Annotated in this window: 13 protein-coding genes; 8 read left to right on the top strand and 5 right to left on the bottom strand. The window is 59.2% G+C overall.

Annotated features, from left to right (window positions below):
- Window positions 1-15: 15 nt before the first annotated feature.
- From MRBLRC7O_RS08945 to MRBLRC7O_RS08955, 3 genes are all read right to left on the bottom strand, one after another.
- Window positions 16-1,383, bottom strand: a complete 1,368-nt coding sequence (locus tag MRBLRC7O_RS08945) for a glutamine synthetase family protein (protein WP_080866309.1) — start codon at window positions 1,381-1,383, stop codon at window positions 16-18.
- 66 nt (window positions 1,384-1,449) lie between these two features.
- Window positions 1,450-2,964: an amino acid permease gene (locus MRBLRC7O_RS08950; protein ID WP_004430663.1), complete on the bottom strand. Its 1,515-nt coding sequence runs from the start codon at window positions 2,962-2,964 to the stop codon at window positions 1,450-1,452.
- A 213-nt stretch (window positions 2,965-3,177) separates the two neighbouring features.
- Window positions 3,178-3,951 carry an N-formylglutamate amidohydrolase gene (locus tag MRBLRC7O_RS08955; RefSeq protein ID WP_080866310.1) on the bottom strand — a complete coding sequence of 258 codons (774 nt, stop codon included), beginning with the start codon at window positions 3,949-3,951 and terminating at the stop codon, window positions 3,178-3,180.
- Between the two features lie 176 nt (window positions 3,952-4,127).
- Between MRBLRC7O_RS08955 and MRBLRC7O_RS08960 the strand changes: the two genes are divergently transcribed.
- The 6 genes from MRBLRC7O_RS08960 (at window position 4,128) to MRBLRC7O_RS08985 (ending at window position 10,380) form a co-directional block, all read left to right on the top strand.
- The gene (locus MRBLRC7O_RS08960; protein WP_026363416.1) at window positions 4,128-5,006 is read left to right on the top strand and encodes a MurR/RpiR family transcriptional regulator; all 879 of its coding nucleotides are present in this window, start codon (window positions 4,128-4,130) and stop codon (window positions 5,004-5,006) included.
- Window positions 5,007-5,296: 290 nt separating this feature from the next.
- Window positions 5,297-6,403 (top strand): ABC transporter substrate-binding protein, encoded by a 1,107-nt coding sequence (locus MRBLRC7O_RS08965; RefSeq protein ID WP_020009254.1) that lies wholly within the window; start codon window positions 5,297-5,299, stop codon window positions 6,401-6,403.
- 102 nt (window positions 6,404-6,505) lie between these two features.
- On the top strand, window positions 6,506-7,390 hold the full coding sequence (locus MRBLRC7O_RS08970; RefSeq protein WP_080866311.1) for an ABC transporter permease: 885 nt from the start codon (window positions 6,506-6,508) through the stop codon (window positions 7,388-7,390).
- Window positions 7,387-8,169 (top strand): ABC transporter permease, encoded by a 783-nt coding sequence (locus tag MRBLRC7O_RS08975; RefSeq protein ID WP_004430656.1) that lies wholly within the window; start codon window positions 7,387-7,389, stop codon window positions 8,167-8,169. The genes MRBLRC7O_RS08970 and MRBLRC7O_RS08975 overlap by 4 nt, the downstream gene beginning before the upstream one ends.
- A 13-nt stretch (window positions 8,170-8,182) precedes the next feature.
- Window positions 8,183-9,241, top strand: coding sequence for an ABC transporter ATP-binding protein (locus MRBLRC7O_RS08980; protein ID WP_060727419.1), 1,059 nt, complete (start codon window positions 8,183-8,185; stop codon window positions 9,239-9,241).
- A gap of 95 nt (window positions 9,242-9,336) precedes the next feature.
- Window positions 9,337-10,380, top strand: coding sequence for a zinc-dependent alcohol dehydrogenase family protein (locus MRBLRC7O_RS08985; RefSeq protein WP_080866312.1), 1,044 nt, complete (start codon window positions 9,337-9,339; stop codon window positions 10,378-10,380).
- Window positions 10,381-10,421: 41 nt separating this feature from the next.
- On the opposite strand, the gene MRBLRC7O_RS08990 is transcribed toward MRBLRC7O_RS08985, so the two are convergent.
- Window positions 10,422-11,060 (bottom strand): hypothetical protein, encoded by a 639-nt coding sequence (locus MRBLRC7O_RS08990; RefSeq protein ID WP_060725120.1) that lies wholly within the window; start codon window positions 11,058-11,060, stop codon window positions 10,422-10,424.
- A gap of 331 nt (window positions 11,061-11,391) precedes the next feature.
- Between MRBLRC7O_RS08990 and MRBLRC7O_RS08995 the strand changes: the two genes are divergently transcribed.
- A complete protein-coding gene (locus MRBLRC7O_RS08995) occupies window positions 11,392-12,168 on the top strand; it encodes an AAA family ATPase (RefSeq protein ID WP_060725257.1) in 777 nt (258 codons plus the stop codon).
- A 78-nt stretch (window positions 12,169-12,246) separates the two neighbouring features.
- Window positions 12,247-13,578, top strand: coding sequence for an MFS transporter (locus MRBLRC7O_RS09000; protein ID WP_060727421.1), 1,332 nt, complete (start codon window positions 12,247-12,249; stop codon window positions 13,576-13,578).
- Window positions 13,579-13,648: 70 nt separating this feature from the next.
- Here the strand turns inward: MRBLRC7O_RS09000 and metH are convergent, their stop codons facing one another.
- Window positions 13,649-17,422, bottom strand: a complete 3,774-nt coding sequence (gene metH / locus MRBLRC7O_RS09005; RefSeq protein ID WP_065695171.1) for a methionine synthase — start codon at window positions 17,420-17,422, stop codon at window positions 13,649-13,651.
- Between the last annotated feature and the right edge of the window lie 120 nt (window positions 17,423-17,542).

The following is a 17,542-nucleotide window of genomic DNA, read 5'->3' on the forward strand; positions in this document are numbered from 1 at the left end:
GTTTTCCCGTAATGATTAGGCTCGTTCGAAACCGCGCGCCACTTCCCAGTCGGTCACGCGGCGGTCGTATTCTTCCTGTTCCCACCGTCCGGCATGGACATAATGGTCGATCACATCGTCGCCGAAGGCCTTTCGCAGCATTTTCGATCCGTCCAGAAACGCGGTGGCGTCACGCAGGGTCTTGGGTATCTCGCGCACGTCCTTGCCGCCATAGGCATCGCCGACAAAAGCGGGCTCAAGTCCGAGTTTATTTTCGATGCCGTCAATGCCTGCCGCAAGCAAAGCCGCCATGGCGAGATAGGGATTGAGATCGGAGCCGCCGACGCGGCATTCGATGCGGATGCCCTTGGTGCCTTCGCCGCAGAGGCGATATCCCGCCGTGCGGTTGTCGAGGCTCCAGATCGCCTTGGTGGGCGCAAACGTGCCAGCCATGAACCGCTTGTAGGAATTGATATAGGGGGCGAGAAAATAGGTGATCTCGCTGGCATGAGCGAGAAGCCCGGCAACATAATGCCGCATCAGCTCCGACATGCCGTGCTTGGCGTCCTTGTCGAGGAAAGCAGGCGTCTTGCCGTCGACGCTCCACAGCGACTGATGAATATGCGAGGAACTGCCGGCGGCATTGTAGTTCCACTTCGCAAGGAAGGTCACAGCCTTGCCCTTCGACCAGGCGATCTCCTTGGTGGCGTTCTTGATGATGGCGTGCCGGTCGGCCATGGTCAGCGCATCGGCGTAACGAACGTTGATTTCCGCCTGGCCGGCGGATGCCTCACCCTTGGAATTTTCGACCGGAATACCCGCACCCTGCAGGCCCTTGCGCAGCGCCCGCATGACGTCCTCTTCCTTGGTCGTCTGGAAGATATGATAGTCTTCATTATAACCGCTGGCGAGGTTCAGCCCCTTGTAGCCGTTGGCACGCGCCGCATCGAAGGTCTGGTCGAACAGGAAGAATTCCAGCTCGGTCGCCATATAGGCTTTCAGCCCCATGGCCTCCAGCCGCGCCACCTGCTTTTTGAGAAGCGCGCGCGGCGAATGCGGCACTTCCTCATGGGTGTGATGGTCAAGCACGTCGCACAGCACCAGCGCCGTGCCTTCCAGCCAGGGCACACGCCTCAGCGTCGAAAGATCGGGCTTCAGCACATAATCGCCGTATCCCTTTTCCCAGCTTGAGGATTTGTAACCGGGAACGGTTTCCATCTCCATGTCGGTGGCAAGCACATAGTTGCAGCTATGGGTTTCCTCAAAGGCGCTTTCGACGAAGAACTCCGCCTGGAACCGCTTGCCCATCAGACGCCCCTGCATGTCGACAAGGCAGGCCAGAACCGTGTCGATGCGCCCCTCGGCGACATCCATTTTAAGCGCGTCGAATGTGTAGCTCGTCATTTTTGTCCGTTCCCTTTTATTGTGGCGATCGGGCGGCCGGGATGCGGCCGCCCGTTTGTTTGTGCATCAGGCCTTTGCAGCCGCTGCGGTAACCGCAGCCTGCTTGTGCTCCATCGCGAATTCCTCTTCCGGCGACAGGATGAGGCGATGGCGTCCGACAAAGGCAAAATAGGCGATCGCCACGGCAAACCAGACGGCGACCCAGAGCACGCCCTTGGTGAAGTTTGGATCCTGGATCTGGTAAAGCAGCGTGACGATGGCGATGATAACAGTCAGCACCGCGCCCGGAATGCCGAAGGGCGAGCGGAACGGCCGCTCGATATGCGGCAGGTTTTTCCGCAGCAGAATGAAGGAAATCGCCTGCATGATGTAGGAGAACATCGCGCCGAACACTGCCATGTTCAAAAGCACGCTGCCGATGATGCTGCCGCCCTGTTCCGCACCCAGCGAGAACCAGATGACAAGCATGACAGCGAGGCCGACAATTGCGCCGGAGATATTGGCAACATACGGTGTGCGGTATTTGGAGTGTGTGATCGACAGAACGGTCGGGAAATAACCCGCACGCGACAGCGAATAGATCTGCCGGCCCTGCGCATAAAGGATCGTATGGAAGCTGGCGATCAGGCCGGTCAAGGCAACGAGACCCAGTACCACCACGCCGCCATCGCCGTAGATCGCCTTGAAACCATCAAGCAGCGGCTCGAGCGAGGAGCTGAGATGGAAAGCGCCAACGCCCGGCAGGGATGGGTTGAGCAGCACGATCATGAAGGCCGAGACCATCAGCGTCACCATGCCGAGAATGATGCCCTTGGGCATGTCTCGTTTGGGATCGACCGATTCTTCAGCCGCCAGCGGCAGCTGCTCGATGGCGAGGAACAGCCAGACCGCGAAAGGCAGCGTGGCGAGAACGCCCGAGAAACCGAAGGGGAAGAAGGAACCGCCACCTTCCGGCAGCTCCACCGCCTTGCCATCAGGTCCGACACCGATATTGAGCGCGAAACGCGAAAAATCGATATTGGGAATGGCGCTGATCCAGAAGAACACCAGAACGGCGAGCGAAATCAGTGTGATAACAAGTGTGACCTTGAAGGAAAGCTCAAGTCCGAAGACATTGAGCGCAAGAAAGATCAGATAGAACGCTATCCACACGAAGGGTGAATAGGCCGGATCAAGGCCGAGAATGGAGTTCACATAGGCCGTGATGAAGGTGACGACAACCGCCGGCGTCAGCACATATTCGACATTCTCGCAAAGTCCGGTGATGAACCCGCCCCATGGACCCATGGCCGTGCGGGCGAAGGAATAGGCCGCACCCGTATGCGGCAAGGCCGGGCTCATTTCCGCGATTGAAAATGTCAGCCCGAGATACATGATGGCGATGATGATGCCCGCCACCAGCATGCCGCCCCAGCCGCCGGTGGAAAAGCCGAAATTCCATCCGGAAAAATGCCCTGATATGACCGCGCCGACGCCGAGTGACCACAGCGACCACACGCCCGCATAACGGGATAGTCCGCGTTTTTCGAAATAGGATGCATCAGCCTTCTTGTAGCTGACGCCTGATGATGAACTGTCCATGCCCTTCTCTCCTGATAAGAAAAAAACAAGCCAGTCAGCCGTTATTGGCCGATTGTGCCCCAGTTTCCGGCTTCACGCGGGTGCTTCCCTCGCTCTGCCGCACGCACTTGCTGTTCCCTTGCCGCTTCGCGCCTTTCCGGCTTTATTGAATGGCGGCAGTCTCGTCTCAATGGCCGGCCCCGGTGCTTTCACCATCGGCCAGCCCTTGCTCCCTCACCCGTCAATCGATGAGAGCGCCTTCTCCATGAGCTCATGGAGAAAACCGGCAATGGCCGCCTGATCTCCTTCATTGGCGATGAGATCGTTGCGGATTTCGATCATGACGTTCAAAAGCCCGTCCGGCAGCGCATGCAGCCGAAGCGTATGCGTCACACCGTCTTCCGGGCCATAAGGATCATTGCGATTGACCGTGAGAGAAGATCCTTCGGCGCCCGCGAGCATCGCATCCGCCAGGCGGCTGTCGCTATCGTGCAGGATGCCGATCTCAACCTCGCGGAACCGGCCGTGATAAACGGGCGTGAAACTGTGAATGGTTACCACCACCGCCTTGCGGCCATCCGCCTGCCGCTTAGCGATAATCTCGCTCACCCGATCATGAAACGGCACATAAAGCGCTGATGTGCGGGCGAACCGCTCCGCTTCGCTGAGCTCGAAATTGCCGGGAATATCGTAAATTTCGCTTTTCACCGGCATGGCGGAAGGCGATTCGGGCGGCCGGTTGCAATCATAGACGAGACGCGAAAACCGCTGGTAGACGAGCGTGGCGTCAAATTTTTCAGAAAGCAGCCGGGCAACGGCGAGAGCGCCCGGATCCCAGGCCGCATGGCTCGAAAGCACCTCCGGCGAAAGACCCAACGTGCCGTATTTCTGCGGGATGGTGGCGGAGGCATGCTCGCAGACGAGAAGGACATCGCCTTTCGCCGCCGCATTCTCAACGCCGACGGCCTGCCCTTCCGCTTCTGTGAAAAACCGTGAACGCACCGTCATGCACGAACCCCACCCGGAAACCCCGTGTTCCGCCAATGACGAAAAGAATTCTTCACATTATTGCGAGTGTCAAATGGAATTTTGAAATTTTCTCTTCATTTTCCCCATTGACTCGATAGCTGGCACAGATGTTTATTTTAGCCTTGCACCGGCAGAAGACCGGAAAGGGGAAAAATTTGCGCAGCACGACGGCGACCGTGTCGGATGTCATCCATGCCCATTACGGCGCGCTGACCCGTTCGGAAAAACGGCTGGCGGAAAGCCTGCTCGGCAACTACCCCGTCTCCGGCCTCGGCAGCATCACCACGATCGCGGAAAATGCCGGCGTTTCGACGCCAACGGTGGCGCGCATGGTGCAGAAACTCGGTTATAAGGGCTATCCGGAATTTCAGGCGCATCTGCATCAGGAACTGGAAGCAACGATCTCCGGACCCGTCGCCAAACACGACCGCTGGGCCACCAATGCGCCCGGCCTGCACATTCTCAACCGCTTCGCCGACGCCATTACCGGCAATCTGCGCGATACGCTGAGTGACCTCGACACCGCTGTCTTCGACAATGCCGCCGCGCTGCTTTCCGACCGCAAGCGCAGTATCTATTTCGTGGGTGGGCGCATCACCGGCGCGATTGCCGAATATTTCTTCACCCATATGCAGGTGATCCGCCCGAAGACGACGCTGATGTCGTCCAATTCCAGCGCCTGGCCGCAATATATGCTGAACATGAGCGCCGGCGACGTGCTCGTCATATTCGACATCCGACGCTACGAGCACGACATGACGACGCTCGCCGAGGTGGCCAAGGCCAACGGCGTGCAGATCATCCTCTTCACCGATCAATGGACATCGCCGGTGGCGCGCCATGCGCTGCACATTTTCCGCGTCAGGATCGAGGCTCCCTCGGCATGGGATTCCTCCGTTGTCACCCTGTTCGTGGTCGAAGCCCTGATCGAGGCGGTGCAGAGCGGCACCTGGGATGAAACCAAGGAACGCATGAACGCGCTGGAAGGCCTGTTTGAACAGACACGGCTGTTCCGCAGGCCGGAAAGAACATGAATTTGCATAGCCGGCATACGACTTGACGCGGATGCCGCACGCTGATTGGATACCTGTCATCGCCACCAGCACGATAAAACAGGGGAAAACACCAAGCTGGGGAACGCATCTGGTCTAACGGACGAAAACGGGCAACTCCCGCAATTACAGGCATACAATCCTGATAGTGGCGGAAAACGAGTGTAAAGTGGCGGAATCCGGATAAATAATTTGTAATCTGGCCGTCACATTAGCTTCATCGAGAATCCGTATCAGCGTCCGCAATATGAGAACACGAAGAGGAGAAAAAAGTGATCTCTCACTGCCGCCGACTGCTTGCTACGACCACCGCGCTGGTCATCGCCTCCACCGCGATTGCCGCCGCTGAACCGAGCGCCGAACTGATCGCCGCCGCCAAGAAGGAAGGCATGTTGACCACCGTCGCGCTGCCGCACGACTGGTGTGGTTACGGCGACGTGATTGCCGCTTTCAAGGCAAAATACCCGGAAATCACCGTCAACGAGCTGAACCCCGACGCCGGCTCCGCCGATGAAGTCGAAGCCATCAAGGCGAACAAGGACAACAAGGGCCCACAGGCTCCTGACGTCGTTGACGTCGGTCTCGCCTTCGGCCCGCAGATGAAGGCCGAAGGCCTGCTGCAGCCTTACAAGGTCTCCACCTGGGACGAAATTCCTGACAATGTGAAGGATCCGGAAGGCTACTGGTACGGCGACTATTACGGCGTCATGTCGATGTTCGTGAACAAGGACCTCGTCAAGAACACGCCGAAGGACTGGGCAGACCTGCAGAAGCCGGAATATTCCGGTCAGGTAGCGCTTGCCGGCGATCCGCGCGCCTCCAACCAGGCGATCCTCGGCGTTCTCGCCGCCGGTCTTTCCACCGGTGCGAAGTCTGGCAAGGAAGCCGGTGAAGCCGGCCTGAAGTATTTCGCCGACCTCAACAAGGCGGGCAACTTCCTTCCGGTCATCGGCAAGGCCGGCACGCTGGCCCAGGGTGCGACCCCGATCATCATCGCCTGGGACTATAACGCCCTTTCCTGGAAGAAGACGCTGAACGACAACCCGCCGACGGAAGTCGTCGTTCCTGAGAAGGGCGTTCTCGCCGGCGTTTACGTTCAGGGCATTTCCGCCTACGCACCGCATCCGAACGCTGCAAAGCTCTGGATGGAGCATCTCTACTCCGACGACGGTCAGCTTGGCTGGCTGAAGGGCTATTGCCACCCGATCCGCTTCAACGCCATGGTCAAGGCCGGCAAGGTTCCGCAGGAACTGATCGACAGCCTGCCGCCCGCAGCAGCCTATGAAAAGGCGATCTTCCCGACACTCGAGGAAGTCGACGCCAACAAGGCTGCCGTCACCGGCGGCTGGGACAGCGTCGTCGGCGCGAACGTGAAGTAAACTGTTGAAAATGCACCCCGGCCGATCAAAGCCGGGGTGCTTCTTTTATAATGAATACCTTAATAGACAGACCGTTTTAAAAACGGCGTTTGGGGACAAGGCATGTCATCAACCAACACCGGCGGACCATCCGATGCGGGCAGGAAGTTGCCTCTTCACTGGATAGGGATCGTACCTTTTGCCGTTTTTGTTCTGCTGTTTCTGATCCTGCCGACGATGAAGATCGTCATCGGCGCGTTTCAGCAGACGGATGGCAGCTTCACGCTGGAAAACATTGCCGGGCTTTTCACCTCATCAATCCTTGCCGCCTACTGGATTTCGATCAAGATCAGCCTCGCCTCGGCGGCTCTCGGCTGCCTGATCGGTTTTGCGGTCGCCGCCGCCGTGGTGCTGGGCGGATTACCGCAACGCATTCGCGGACCGCTTCTGACTTTTTCTGGCGTCGCCTCGCAATTTGCCGGCGTGCCGCTCGCCTTCGCCTTTATCGCCACGCTCGGCCCGGTCGGCCTCCTCACCGTCTTCCTGAAGACGCAGATCGGCATTGATCTGAGGCTCCTCGGCTTCAACATCCTGTCCTTCTGGGGCCTGACAGTCACCTATCTGTTCTTCCAGATACCGCTGATGATCCTCATCATCACGCCCGCGCTTGACGGGCTGAAGCGCGAATGGCGCGAGGCGGCGGAAATCCTCGGGGCGACCGGCCTGCAATATTGGCGCATGGTGGCCTTCCCCATCCTGCTGCCGTCGCTGCTCGGCACCATGTCGCTGCTGTTTGCCAATGCCTTCGGCGCGGTGGCCACGGCAATCGCGCTCACCGGTTCCTCGCTCAATATCGTTCCGATCCTGCTTTTCGCGCAGATCCGCGGCGACGTTCTCGGCAATCCGCATCTCGGTTATGCGCTTGCCTTCGGCATGATCGTCGTCACCGGCATCGCCAATGCACTTTATATCTGGCTGCGCGCCCGCAGCGAAAGGTGGCTGAAATGAAGCGTTTCTTCGCCTGGGGCGCGCTGATTTTCGGCCTGCTCTATTTCGCCCTGCCGCTGATCGGCATGACCAACTTCTCGCTGAAAATGCGGCGCGGCGAATATTCCTTCGACGCCTATGCCAAGGTGCTTACCGATCCGCGTTTTCAGGAAACCTTCAGCTACTCCGTCGTGATGGCGCTGTTCACCATCGTCTTCGGCGTTCTGCTGGTCGTGCCAACGGCCTATTGGGTGCGTCTGAAACTGCCGGGCCTGCGGCCCTATATCGAATTCATTACTCTTCTGCCGCTGGTTATCCCGGCCATCGTCATCGTGTTCGGTTACATCCGTCTCTACAACACCTCGAGCTGGCTGCCGCTGACCGGCACGACCTTCGGCACAAACCTTCTTCTGATGTTCGGATATGCCACGCTTGCCCTGCCCTATATGTACCGCGCCGTCGACACCGGTCTCAGAACCATCGACGTCTCGACGTTGACGGAAGCAGCGCAAAGCCTTGGCGCAGGGTGGACGACCATCCTGTCGCGCATCATCCTGCCCAATGTTCTGGTCGCGGTGCTCTCGGGCGCGTTTTTGACCTTCGCCATCGTCATCGGTGAATTCACCATGGCGGCCCTTTTGAACCGCCCGGCCTTCGGCCCCTATATGCAGCTGCTCGGCGCCAACCGCGCCTATGAACCGGCGGCCCTTGCCGTGATTTCCTTCGGCATCACCTGGGGTTGCCTGGGTCTGATCCAACTCGTTTCACGCTACCAGAAGGGCGCGCCTCCCAAGGCCTGAGGACAAGATTTTCATGAGCTTTTTGACACTTAGCAATATCAAGAAATCCTTCGGCTCCGTGCAGGTCGTGCATGATTTCAACATGGCCATCGAAAAGGGCGAGTTCGTCTCCTTTCTTGGACCATCGGGCTGTGGCAAAACCACCGTGCTGCGCATGATCGCCGGCTTTGAAATCCCGACTGGCGGATCGATCGTCATCAATGGCAAGGACCAGACGACGCTGAGACCAAACCAGCGCAATATCGGCATGGTGTTTCAGGCCTATGCGCTGTTCCCGAACATGAATGTCTACGAGAACGTCGCCTTCGGGCTCAAAGTCGCCGGCAAGCCGAAAGCCGAGATCGATGCGCGCGTAAAGGAAATGCTCCAGCTCATCCATCTGGAACATCTGGCCGACCGTTACCCCTACCAGATGTCGGGCGGCCAGCAGCAGCGCGTGGCGCTTGCCCGCGCTCTGGCCCCCAAGCCGGAAGTCCTTCTGCTCGACGAGCCGCTTTCGGCGCTCGACGCCAAAATCCGCGTCTCACTGCGTGAGGAAATCCGCCAGATTCAGCAGAAACTCGGCATCACCACCATTTTCGTGACCCACGATCAGGAAGAGGCCCTGTCGATTTCCGACCGGATCGTTGTCATGAATGGCGGCCGCGCCGACCAGATCGGCTCGCCCTTCGATATTTACAACAAGCCCGCGACCCGCTTCGTCGCCTCCTTCGTCGGTACGCTCAACCTCATCGACGCGACCATCGTGGATTCCTCCTCCAACACCATCCGTGTCGGAGAGCAGCAGATCACCCTCCACAAGCCGGTCGATGCGGCGAACGGCGAAAAAATTACTCTTGCCCTGCGACCGGAAGCGGGCTCGCTCGGCAGTGATGCGAAAGGCGATGTCGCCATTTCCGGCACGGTCACCTCCAGCCAGTTCCTCGGCTCCGTCATCCGCACCCGCCTCGATCTTGGCGGCTCGACCCTGTCTTTCGACATGTTCAACGATCCCGGCACAGCGCCCCCCGCCGTCGGTGAGCCGGTGACGCTGAAATTCGCGGCCGGCGACCTGATGGTCATCAAGGACTGAACCACCTTTCCGGATGCAAAACCGCTCCGCCCCCTTGCTGGAAATGGTAGAGCAGGTATCACTTCGAACCTGCATACCAACGATGTGAGGCCATGATGCGCGCGCTTTATTACGAACGATTCGGCGAAACCCCGGTAGTCGCATCCCTGCCCGATCCGGAACCGACCGATGGCGGCGTCGTCATCGCGGTGAAAGCGACGGGCCTGTGCCGGAGCGACTGGCACGGCTGGATGGGGCATGACCCGGATATTCGCCTGCCGCACGTTCCCGGCCACGAATTTGCCGGCGTCATCGCCGCGGTCGGCAGACACGTCACCCGCTTCAAGACCGGCGACCGCGTTACCGTTCCTTTCGTCTCCGGCTGCGGCCATTGCCATGAATGCCGTTCCGGCAACCAGCAGGTCTGCGAAGCGCAGTTCCAGCCCGGCTTCACCCATTGGGGTTCCTTCGCCGAATATGTCGCGATCGATTATGCCGACCAGAACCTCGTGCACCTGCCTCAATCGATGAGCTACGCCACCGCCGCCGGCCTCGGCTGCCGTTTCGCCACCTCCTTCCGTGCCGTGACCGATCAGGGACGCCTGAAGGGCGGCGAATGGCTGGCGGTTCATGGCTGCGGCGGCGTCGGCCTCTCCGCCATCATGATCGGCGCTGGTCTTGGCGCGCAGGTCGTCGCCATCGACATCGCCGAAGACAAGCTTGAGATGGCCCGGCAGCTCGGCGCGACCGCGACAATCAACAGCCGCACGGTTGCCGATGTTGCCGACGCCGTGCGCGAGGTGACAGGCGGCGGTGCGCATGTCTCGGTCGATGCGCTTGGCCATCCGCAAACCTGCTGCAACTCCATCAGCAACCTGCGCCGGCGTGGACGCCATGTGCAGGTGGGCCTCATGCTCGCCGACCATGCCATGCCCGCCATTCCCATGGCCCGGGTGATCGCCCATGAGCTGGAAATCTACGGCAGCCACGGCATGCAGGCGTGGCGTTACGGGGACATGCTGGCCATGATCGAAAGCGGGAAGCTTGCACCGGAAAAGCTGATCGGCCGCCACATCACGCTTTCCGAGGCCGCAACCGCCCTGCCCGCCATGGATAGCTTCAGGGAAAGCGGCATCAGCATCATAGACCGGTTCGAATAGTCCCGGTCCTGTGACGGTTCGCGGACGGAGCCGGGTCAGGCTCAGGCGTTCCTGCGCCCGAAAGCCCGGACAGGAGCGCCGGCCCGGGACGGCGCCTGCTCTGAGGAAGGTGCCGGCACACTTGCGCCCGGACTAGCCTGGTTGTCGCTCCACTGGCGGTTCATCAGTTGTTTCTTGCGTATCTCCAGCGGATCGGACACGGCGTCCGCGGAGCCATTGTCAGTGACGGCTGGTGTCGTCAGTGACCGCGCAAACCACCGTATGATCTGTAGCCCCTTGTGGATGAAAACCAAAAAGCCGACCGCAAGCACGGCAATGAAAATCACCAAGCCCCAGCGGCTGTTCTGCTCGTCACGGGCTGCGCGTTCCATGCGGTGTTTGGTCGTTGGATCAAAACCAAGCGTCGCCTTCAGGCTCGCAATATCCGCATGGCTGAGCTTGGTATATCGGTCGCCGTGATACAGAACATAGCCGCTAGTGCTACCATTCAGATAACCGAGATCGAGCGCCTTCCCGTCCCGGAGGAAAGCTGCGGTGTTCGGCAGATCATAGACGAGATCGATCGTCTCACCGCCGCCAAATCCGGGTATGGCAAATAATCGAACCTTCCGCGCCTCTGCCCCACTCGCGAATATCGCGGAAAAAAGGGTCACGGCGGAAAATAGTGCAATGTAATTCATCCATTCCCCACAACAGCAATGAGAATGCATGACGATTGACACCACTGTATTAATACGGAGTATATATCTGGTTTAGTCTTTTAATTACACAATAGTTATTATGTCCAATCGTATATACGAAATCATACTATATTACAAGTTATGAATTATTATTTTATAATACACTAAGAAATATAGCCCTGCAAAGCCGAATTGAGACCGAACAGTCCGGCGCCATTGGCGCAGGCCGCAGACCACGTTAAACTGCAGTCCTACTGACACACCTCGGGTCTCCAAGACGCGCCGAGGCTCACCACCTCCGCACAGGATGGATATTGGCAAGGACTGCGACATGCTGTTTCTCGACAGCGTAACCATGAAGGAAAGCACGGGCGGGAGGGATGATTACCCTTTCTCGGTTCCGGCGCTGCGCCATCTGGAACGCCTCGAATTCAAGACGCCAATCACCTTTTTTGCCGGCAATAACGGCTCCGGCAAATCGACGCTGCTGGAGGGGCTGGCGGCGGGGATGACGGCTTATGCCATCGGCAATCACGGCCAGGTGGCCGGCGACCTCTATCTCCAGCATGCCGAGACCGTGGCGAAGTCTTTCTATTTCGCCCGTAAGAAATATCCGAAGATTCGCATGTTCCTGCGCGCGGAAGATGTCCTCGGTTATGTCCGTCGCCAGAATGAGGAGGCGCTGGACGATTTTCGCTGGGAGCGGGAGAAGGCTCTGAAAAAAGGCGAAGACTTTCCCGAGGAAACTCCGGAGACGTTTCGCGGGATCATCAGGAACAATGCCATAGACCGGCGGTCGCATGGCGAGGGTTTTCTCGACATTCTGCACCGGCGGGTCCATGGCGCCGGCCTCTATTTTCTCGACGAACCGGAAAGCCCGCTTTCGCCGCAAAAACAGCTCGAACTGGCGGCCCTCATCCGTGACGCCGCCGATAGTGGCGGCCAGTTGATCATCGCCACCCATTCACCGGTGCTCTTGGCCATTCCCGAGGCGACGATTTATTGTTTCGATGAGGATGGCGTCACCGAGCGCCTCTATGACGAGCTGGAGAACATCAGCTTCCTACGACGCTTCCTCGACCGTCCCTCGAAATACCTGAGCGATTGAACATCGATAAGGCTTGAAATCGCGCTGCGCTTGCCGCATGCCCATAAGTAATACGTAATTTAGAAAAGAAGCAGCTTCATGTCTCCCACCACCACACCGGCAGCAGCCCGGCCACTCAACAGCCAGGATTACAAAACTCTCGGTCTTTCGGCCCTGGGCGGTGCGCTCGAATTTTACGACTTCATCATTTTCGTATTTTTCGCGACTGTCATCGGCCATCTGTTTTTCCCGCCGGAAATGCCCGACTGGCTGGTGATGATCCAGACCTTCGGCATCTTCGCCGCCGGTTATCTGGTGCGGCCGCTGGGCGGCATCGTTCTCGCGCATTATGGCGACCGTTATGGCCGCAAGCGCGTCTTTGCCTTCTCGATCCTGCTGATGGCGCTCTCCACGCTGGGCATGGCGCTGATGCCGACCTATGCCACCATCGGCGTCGCCGCCCCCATCCTGCTCATCATCCTGCGTATGCTGCAGGGTGCTGCCATCGGCGGTGAAGTGCCGGGGGCCTGGACCTTCGTTGCCGAACACGTGCCGTTCCGCCGCGTCGGGCTTGCCTGCGGTTTTCTCACATCCGGCCTCTCTTTCGGCATCATGCTGGGCTCGCTAATCGCTTTCGCCATCAACTCGCTCTTCACACCGGAAGACGTGGCCGGTTACGCCTGGCGCATTCCCTTCCTGCTCGGCGGCATTTTCGGCCTGATCGCTGTTTATCTGCGCCGCTGGCTGGAAGAAACGCCGATCTTCATGGAGATGAAGAAGTCAAAATCGCTGACGGACAAGCTGCCGCTCGGGCTGGTACTGAAGCACCATATGCGTGGCGTGATCATCTCCGCTCTGCTGACATGGGTTCTGTCGGCCGCCATCGTCGTCACGACGCTGATGACCGCCACCTTCCTGCAGAAGCTCTATGGCTACACCCCGACGCAGGCGCTCGCCGGCACCAGCTTCGGCACGCTGTTCCTGATCTTCGGCGTCATCATCGCCGGCGCCCTGATCGACCGTATCGGCTCCGGCCTCTTCTTCATGGGCGCGAGCATCTTTTTCGGCATCGCCACCTTCACCTTCTACAGCTACGCCGGCACCTCGCTTCAGACCATGTTCGTGCTTTATGGCGTGATGGGCCTCTCGGTCGGCATGGCGGGTGCGGTGCCCTATGTCATGGTTCGCGCCTTCCCGGCATCGGTCCGGTTCTCCGGCCTCTCCTTCGCCTACAACGTCTCCTATGCCGTCTTTGGCGGGCTGACGCCGATCGGCGTGACGACGGCGCTTGCGATCAATCCGATGGCCCATGCCTGGTATCTGGTCTTCATCGCCATCCTCGCCTTCGCGATCGGCCTCTACCTCTATCTGCGCGGCAGCGAGATCGAGAGCCATGTCGGCATCGAGGAACTGGCGGCGTTAAGGTCGTAAGTTCAACAGTTAACAAAAAAAGCGCGGGCAAAACCCGCGCTTTTTTATTTCAACGACGATGAGTGAAACCTCACGCAGCGCTGTCGATTTCCTCGGCAGCATTCGTCGGCACGTAGTTGAGAACAGGCCCCAGCCAGCGCTCCACCTCTTCCACCGGCATATCCTTGCGGCGGGCATAATCCAGCACCTGGTCGCGCTCCACCTTGGCGACGCCGAAATAATAGCTCTCGGGGTGGCCGATATAGAGGCCTGACACCGACGAGCCGGGCCACATGGCATAGCTCTCCGTCAGTTCCACGCCCGCCGCATTGGTGGCGTCGAGCAGGGCAAACAGCGTCTTCTTTTCGGTGTGATCGGGCTGGGCCGGATAACCGGGCGCGGGGCGGATACCGGCATAGGCCTCGCCGATCAGCTCGTCGCCGGCAAACGCTTCGTTCGGCGCATAACCCCAGAACTCCTTGCGGACGCGCTCATGCATGCGCTCGGCAAAAGCTTCCGCAAAGCGGTCGGCCAGCGCCTTGACGAGGATGGACGAATAATCGTCATTCGCCCGCTCGAAACGTTCGGCAATCGCCACTTCCTCGATACCCGCCGTCACCACGAAACCACCGACATAATCGGCAACGCCGCTATCGACAGGCGCCACGAAGTCGGACAGCGCCACATTGGGACGACCGTCGCGCTTGGAAAGCTGCTGGCGCAGCGTGAAGAAGGTCGCAAGCTCTTCCTTGCGGCTCTCATCCGTGAACAGCCTGATATCGTCGCCCACCGCATTGGCGGGCCAGAACCCGATTACCGCGCGCGGACGGAACCAGTTCTCTTCGATGATCTTCTTCAGCATGGCCTGCGCATCGCTATAAAGCTGACGCGCCGCTTCACCCTGCTTTTCATCCTCGAGGATCGCCGGGAAACGGCCCTTTAACTCCCAGGTCTGGAAGAACGGCGTCCAGTCGATGTAACGGGAAAGCTCCTCAAGATCGTAGGTTTCGAACACCTTGGTGCCGAAGAATTGCGGCTTGACGGCGCTATAGCTCGACCAGTCGATCTTGTGGGCATTCTCCCGGGCACGGGAAAGCGGCAGGCGCAGCTTTTCGCGCTCGTTGCGAGCATGGGCCTCCGCCACCTTGGCATATTCGCTGCGAATGCCATCGATATAAGCGGGCTTCTGCTCGGCGGAGAGAAGTGCCGACACGACGCCGACCGCGCGCGAAGCATCGGTGACGTAGATCGCCTGACCCTGCTCGTAGCGCGGATGAATTTTCACGGCCGTATGCACGCGGCTCGTCGTTGCACCGCCGATCAACAGCGGAATGTCGAAACCCTGCCGCTCCATTTCAGCCGCCACATGCACCATCTCATCCAGCGATGGCGTGATGAGGCCCGAAAGGCCGATCACGTCAACCTTTTCGGCAATAGCCGTTTCAAGGATTTTCGTCGTCGGCACCATCACGCCGAGATCAATGATCTCGTAATTGTTGCAGGCGAGAACGACACCAACGATGTTCTTGCCGATATCGTGCACGTCGCCCTTCACGGTCGCCATCAGCACCTTGCCGGCAGCACTGCGCTCAGACCCGCCATTGAGGCGTTTTTCCTCTTCCATGTAAGGAAGCAGCACGGCCACGGCCTGCTTCATCACGCGGGCGGATTTCACCACCTGCGGCAGGAACATCTTGCCCGAACCGAAGAGGTCGCCGACCACATTCATGCCGGCCATCAGCGGCCCTTCGATGACGTGCAGCGGACGCTCCGCCTTCTGGCGCGCCTCTTCCGTATCGGCCTCGATGAAATCGGTGATACCGTTGACCAGCGCATGTTCCAGACGCTTCTCGACGGGAAGTTCGCGCCAGGAGAGGTCCTGCACCTTGGTGTCCTTGGCGCCTGTGCCGCGGAAACGCTCAGCCACCTCGAGCAGACGCTCCGTCGCGTCGTCGCGGCGGTTCAGCACCACGTCCTCGCAGGCCTCGCGCAGTTCCGCATCGATATTGTCGTAAACCGCAAGCTGCCCGGCATTGACGATGCCCATATCCATGCCGACCTGAATGGCGTGGTAGAGGAACACGGCATGCATCGCCTCACGCACCGGCTCGTTGCCGCGGAAGGAGAAGGACAGGTTGGAAACACCGCCGGAAATATGCGTGAGCGGCATGGTTTCGCGGATGGTCTTGGTGGCCTCGATGAAATCAACGCCGTAATTATTGTGCTCTTCGATACCCGTCGCCACCGCAAAAACGTTCGGATCGAAGATGATGTCCTCAGGCGACAGGCCGGCCTTTTCGGTCAGCAGCTTGTAGGCGCGCGAGCAGATTTCCACCTTGCGCTGATAGGTGTCGGCCTGCCCGACCTCGTCAAAGGCCATGACGACGACCGCCGCACCGTAATTGTGAACGAGCCGCGCCTGCTGGAGAAACTTCTCCTCGCCTTCCTTCAGCGAAATCGAGTTGACGATGGGCTTGCCCTGAACGCATTTCAGGCCGGCTTCGATGATCTCGAACTTCGAGCTATCGATCATGACAGGCACGCGGGCGATGTCAGGCTCGGCGGCGATGAGGTTCAAAAACTCCACCATCGCCTTTTCGGAATCGATCAGGCCTTCATCCATGTTGATGTCGATGATCTGTGCACCGTTTTCCACCTGGTCACGGGCAACGGCGAGAGCCGCCGTATAGTCGCCAGCGGTGATGAGCTTACGGAACTTGGCCGAGCCGGTGACGTTGGTGCGTTCGCCGACATTGACGAAGGGAATGTCCTTGGTCAGCACGAAGGGCTCAAGGCCGGAAAGCGACATGAAGGGCTTGTGCTCGGGAATCGGGCGCGGCTTGTAATCCTTGACCGCTTCGGCAATCGCCCGGATATGCTCGGGCGTCGAACCGCAGCAGCCGCCGACGATGTTGACGAGACCGTCGCGCACGAAGCCTTCCACCTGCCGCGCCATCATCTCAGGCGTTTCGTCATACTGACCGAATTCGTTCGGCAGGCCGGCATTGGGATAGGCGCAGACGAAGGTATCGGCGACGTCAGACAGTTCCTGCAGATGCGGACGCATCGCATCCGCACCAAGCGCACAGTTCAGGCCGATGGTGAAGGGGTTGGCGTGACGCACCGAATTCCAGAACGCCGAAGGCGTCTGACCGGAAAGCGTGCGGCCGGAGAGGTCGGTAATCGTGCCTGAGATCATCACCGGCAGGCGGATGCCCTTGGCCTCGAAACGCTCCTCGCAGGCGAATATCGCCGCCTTGGCGTTCAGCGTATCGAAAATCGTCTCGATGAGGATGATATCGGCACCGCCGTCGATCAGGCCGTCGATCTGCTCGCCATAGGCGATGCGCAGATCGTCGAAGGTGACGGCGCGGTAACCGGGATTGTTCACGTCAGGCGAAATAGAGGCCGTGCGGTTGGTCGGGCCGATGGCGCCGGCCACGAAACGGCGGCGGCCGTCTTCCCGCTCGGCGCGCTGGGCGGCGCGGCGGACAATCTGCGCCCCTTCGCGGTTTAGATCGTAGACCGCATTTTCCATCTCGTAATCGGCCTGCGCGATGCGTGTGGACGAAAACGTGTTGGTCTCGAGAATATCCGCACCCGCCATGGCGTAGCGGTAGTGAATTTCTTCGATGGCGTCGGGCTGGGTCAGGATCAGAAGGTCGTTATTGCCCTTCTGGTGACAGGCGCAGCCGATGAAACGGTCGCCGCGAAAATGGTCTTCGTCAAAACCCAGACCCTGGATCTGCGTGCCCATGGCACCGTCGAGAATGAGGATGCGTTCGCTGGCAGCCTCGCGCAGCGCCTTGAAAATTTCCGCGCCGTCGCGCTTTGCCCCTTCAGGGCCAAACAGATCGTCAAACACGGGCACACTCCTCATTTCGATTTGCAAGATCGCAAGTCGTCAAGTCACATAAAGATATGTTTATGTCAATATATCTTTAAGGGACAGGCATGGCTTTGCGTCGTTGCGTCACGTTACGAA

Source organism: Agrobacterium radiobacter, from assembly GCF_040801995.1.
In the GTDB taxonomy this organism is placed as follows: Bacteria; Pseudomonadota; Alphaproteobacteria; order Rhizobiales; family Rhizobiaceae; genus Agrobacterium; species Agrobacterium radiobacter.

What these genes read in the sequence shown, in the direction of transcription:
- MRBLRC7O_RS09000 (WP_060727421.1), top strand. Translation starts at nt 12,247, where the DNA reads ATGTCTCCCACCACCACACCGGCAGCAGCCCGGCCACTCAACAGCCAG.
- MRBLRC7O_RS08970 (WP_080866311.1), top strand. Translation starts at nt 6,506, where the DNA reads ATGTCATCAACCAACACCGGCGGACCATCCGATGCGGGCAGGAAGTTG.
- MRBLRC7O_RS08955 (WP_080866310.1), bottom strand. Translation starts at nt 3,951, where the DNA reads ATGACGGTGCGTTCACGGTTTTTCACAGAAGCGGAAGGGCAGGCCGTC.
- MRBLRC7O_RS08990 (WP_060725120.1), bottom strand. Translation starts at nt 11,060, where the DNA reads ATGAATTACATTGCACTATTTTCCGCCGTGACCCTTTTTTCCGCGATA.
- MRBLRC7O_RS08950 (WP_004430663.1), bottom strand. Translation starts at nt 2,964, where the DNA reads ATGGACAGTTCATCATCAGGCGTCAGCTACAAGAAGGCTGATGCATCC.
- MRBLRC7O_RS08995 (WP_060725257.1), top strand. Translation starts at nt 11,392, where the DNA reads ATGCTGTTTCTCGACAGCGTAACCATGAAGGAAAGCACGGGCGGGAGG.
- MRBLRC7O_RS08980 (WP_060727419.1), top strand. Translation starts at nt 8,183, where the DNA reads ATGAGCTTTTTGACACTTAGCAATATCAAGAAATCCTTCGGCTCCGTG.
- MRBLRC7O_RS08985 (WP_080866312.1), top strand. Translation starts at nt 9,337, where the DNA reads ATGCGCGCGCTTTATTACGAACGATTCGGCGAAACCCCGGTAGTCGCA.
- MRBLRC7O_RS08945 (WP_080866309.1), bottom strand. Translation starts at nt 1,383, where the DNA reads ATGACGAGCTACACATTCGACGCGCTTAAAATGGATGTCGCCGAGGGG.
- MRBLRC7O_RS08975 (WP_004430656.1), top strand. Translation starts at nt 7,387, where the DNA reads ATGAAGCGTTTCTTCGCCTGGGGCGCGCTGATTTTCGGCCTGCTCTAT.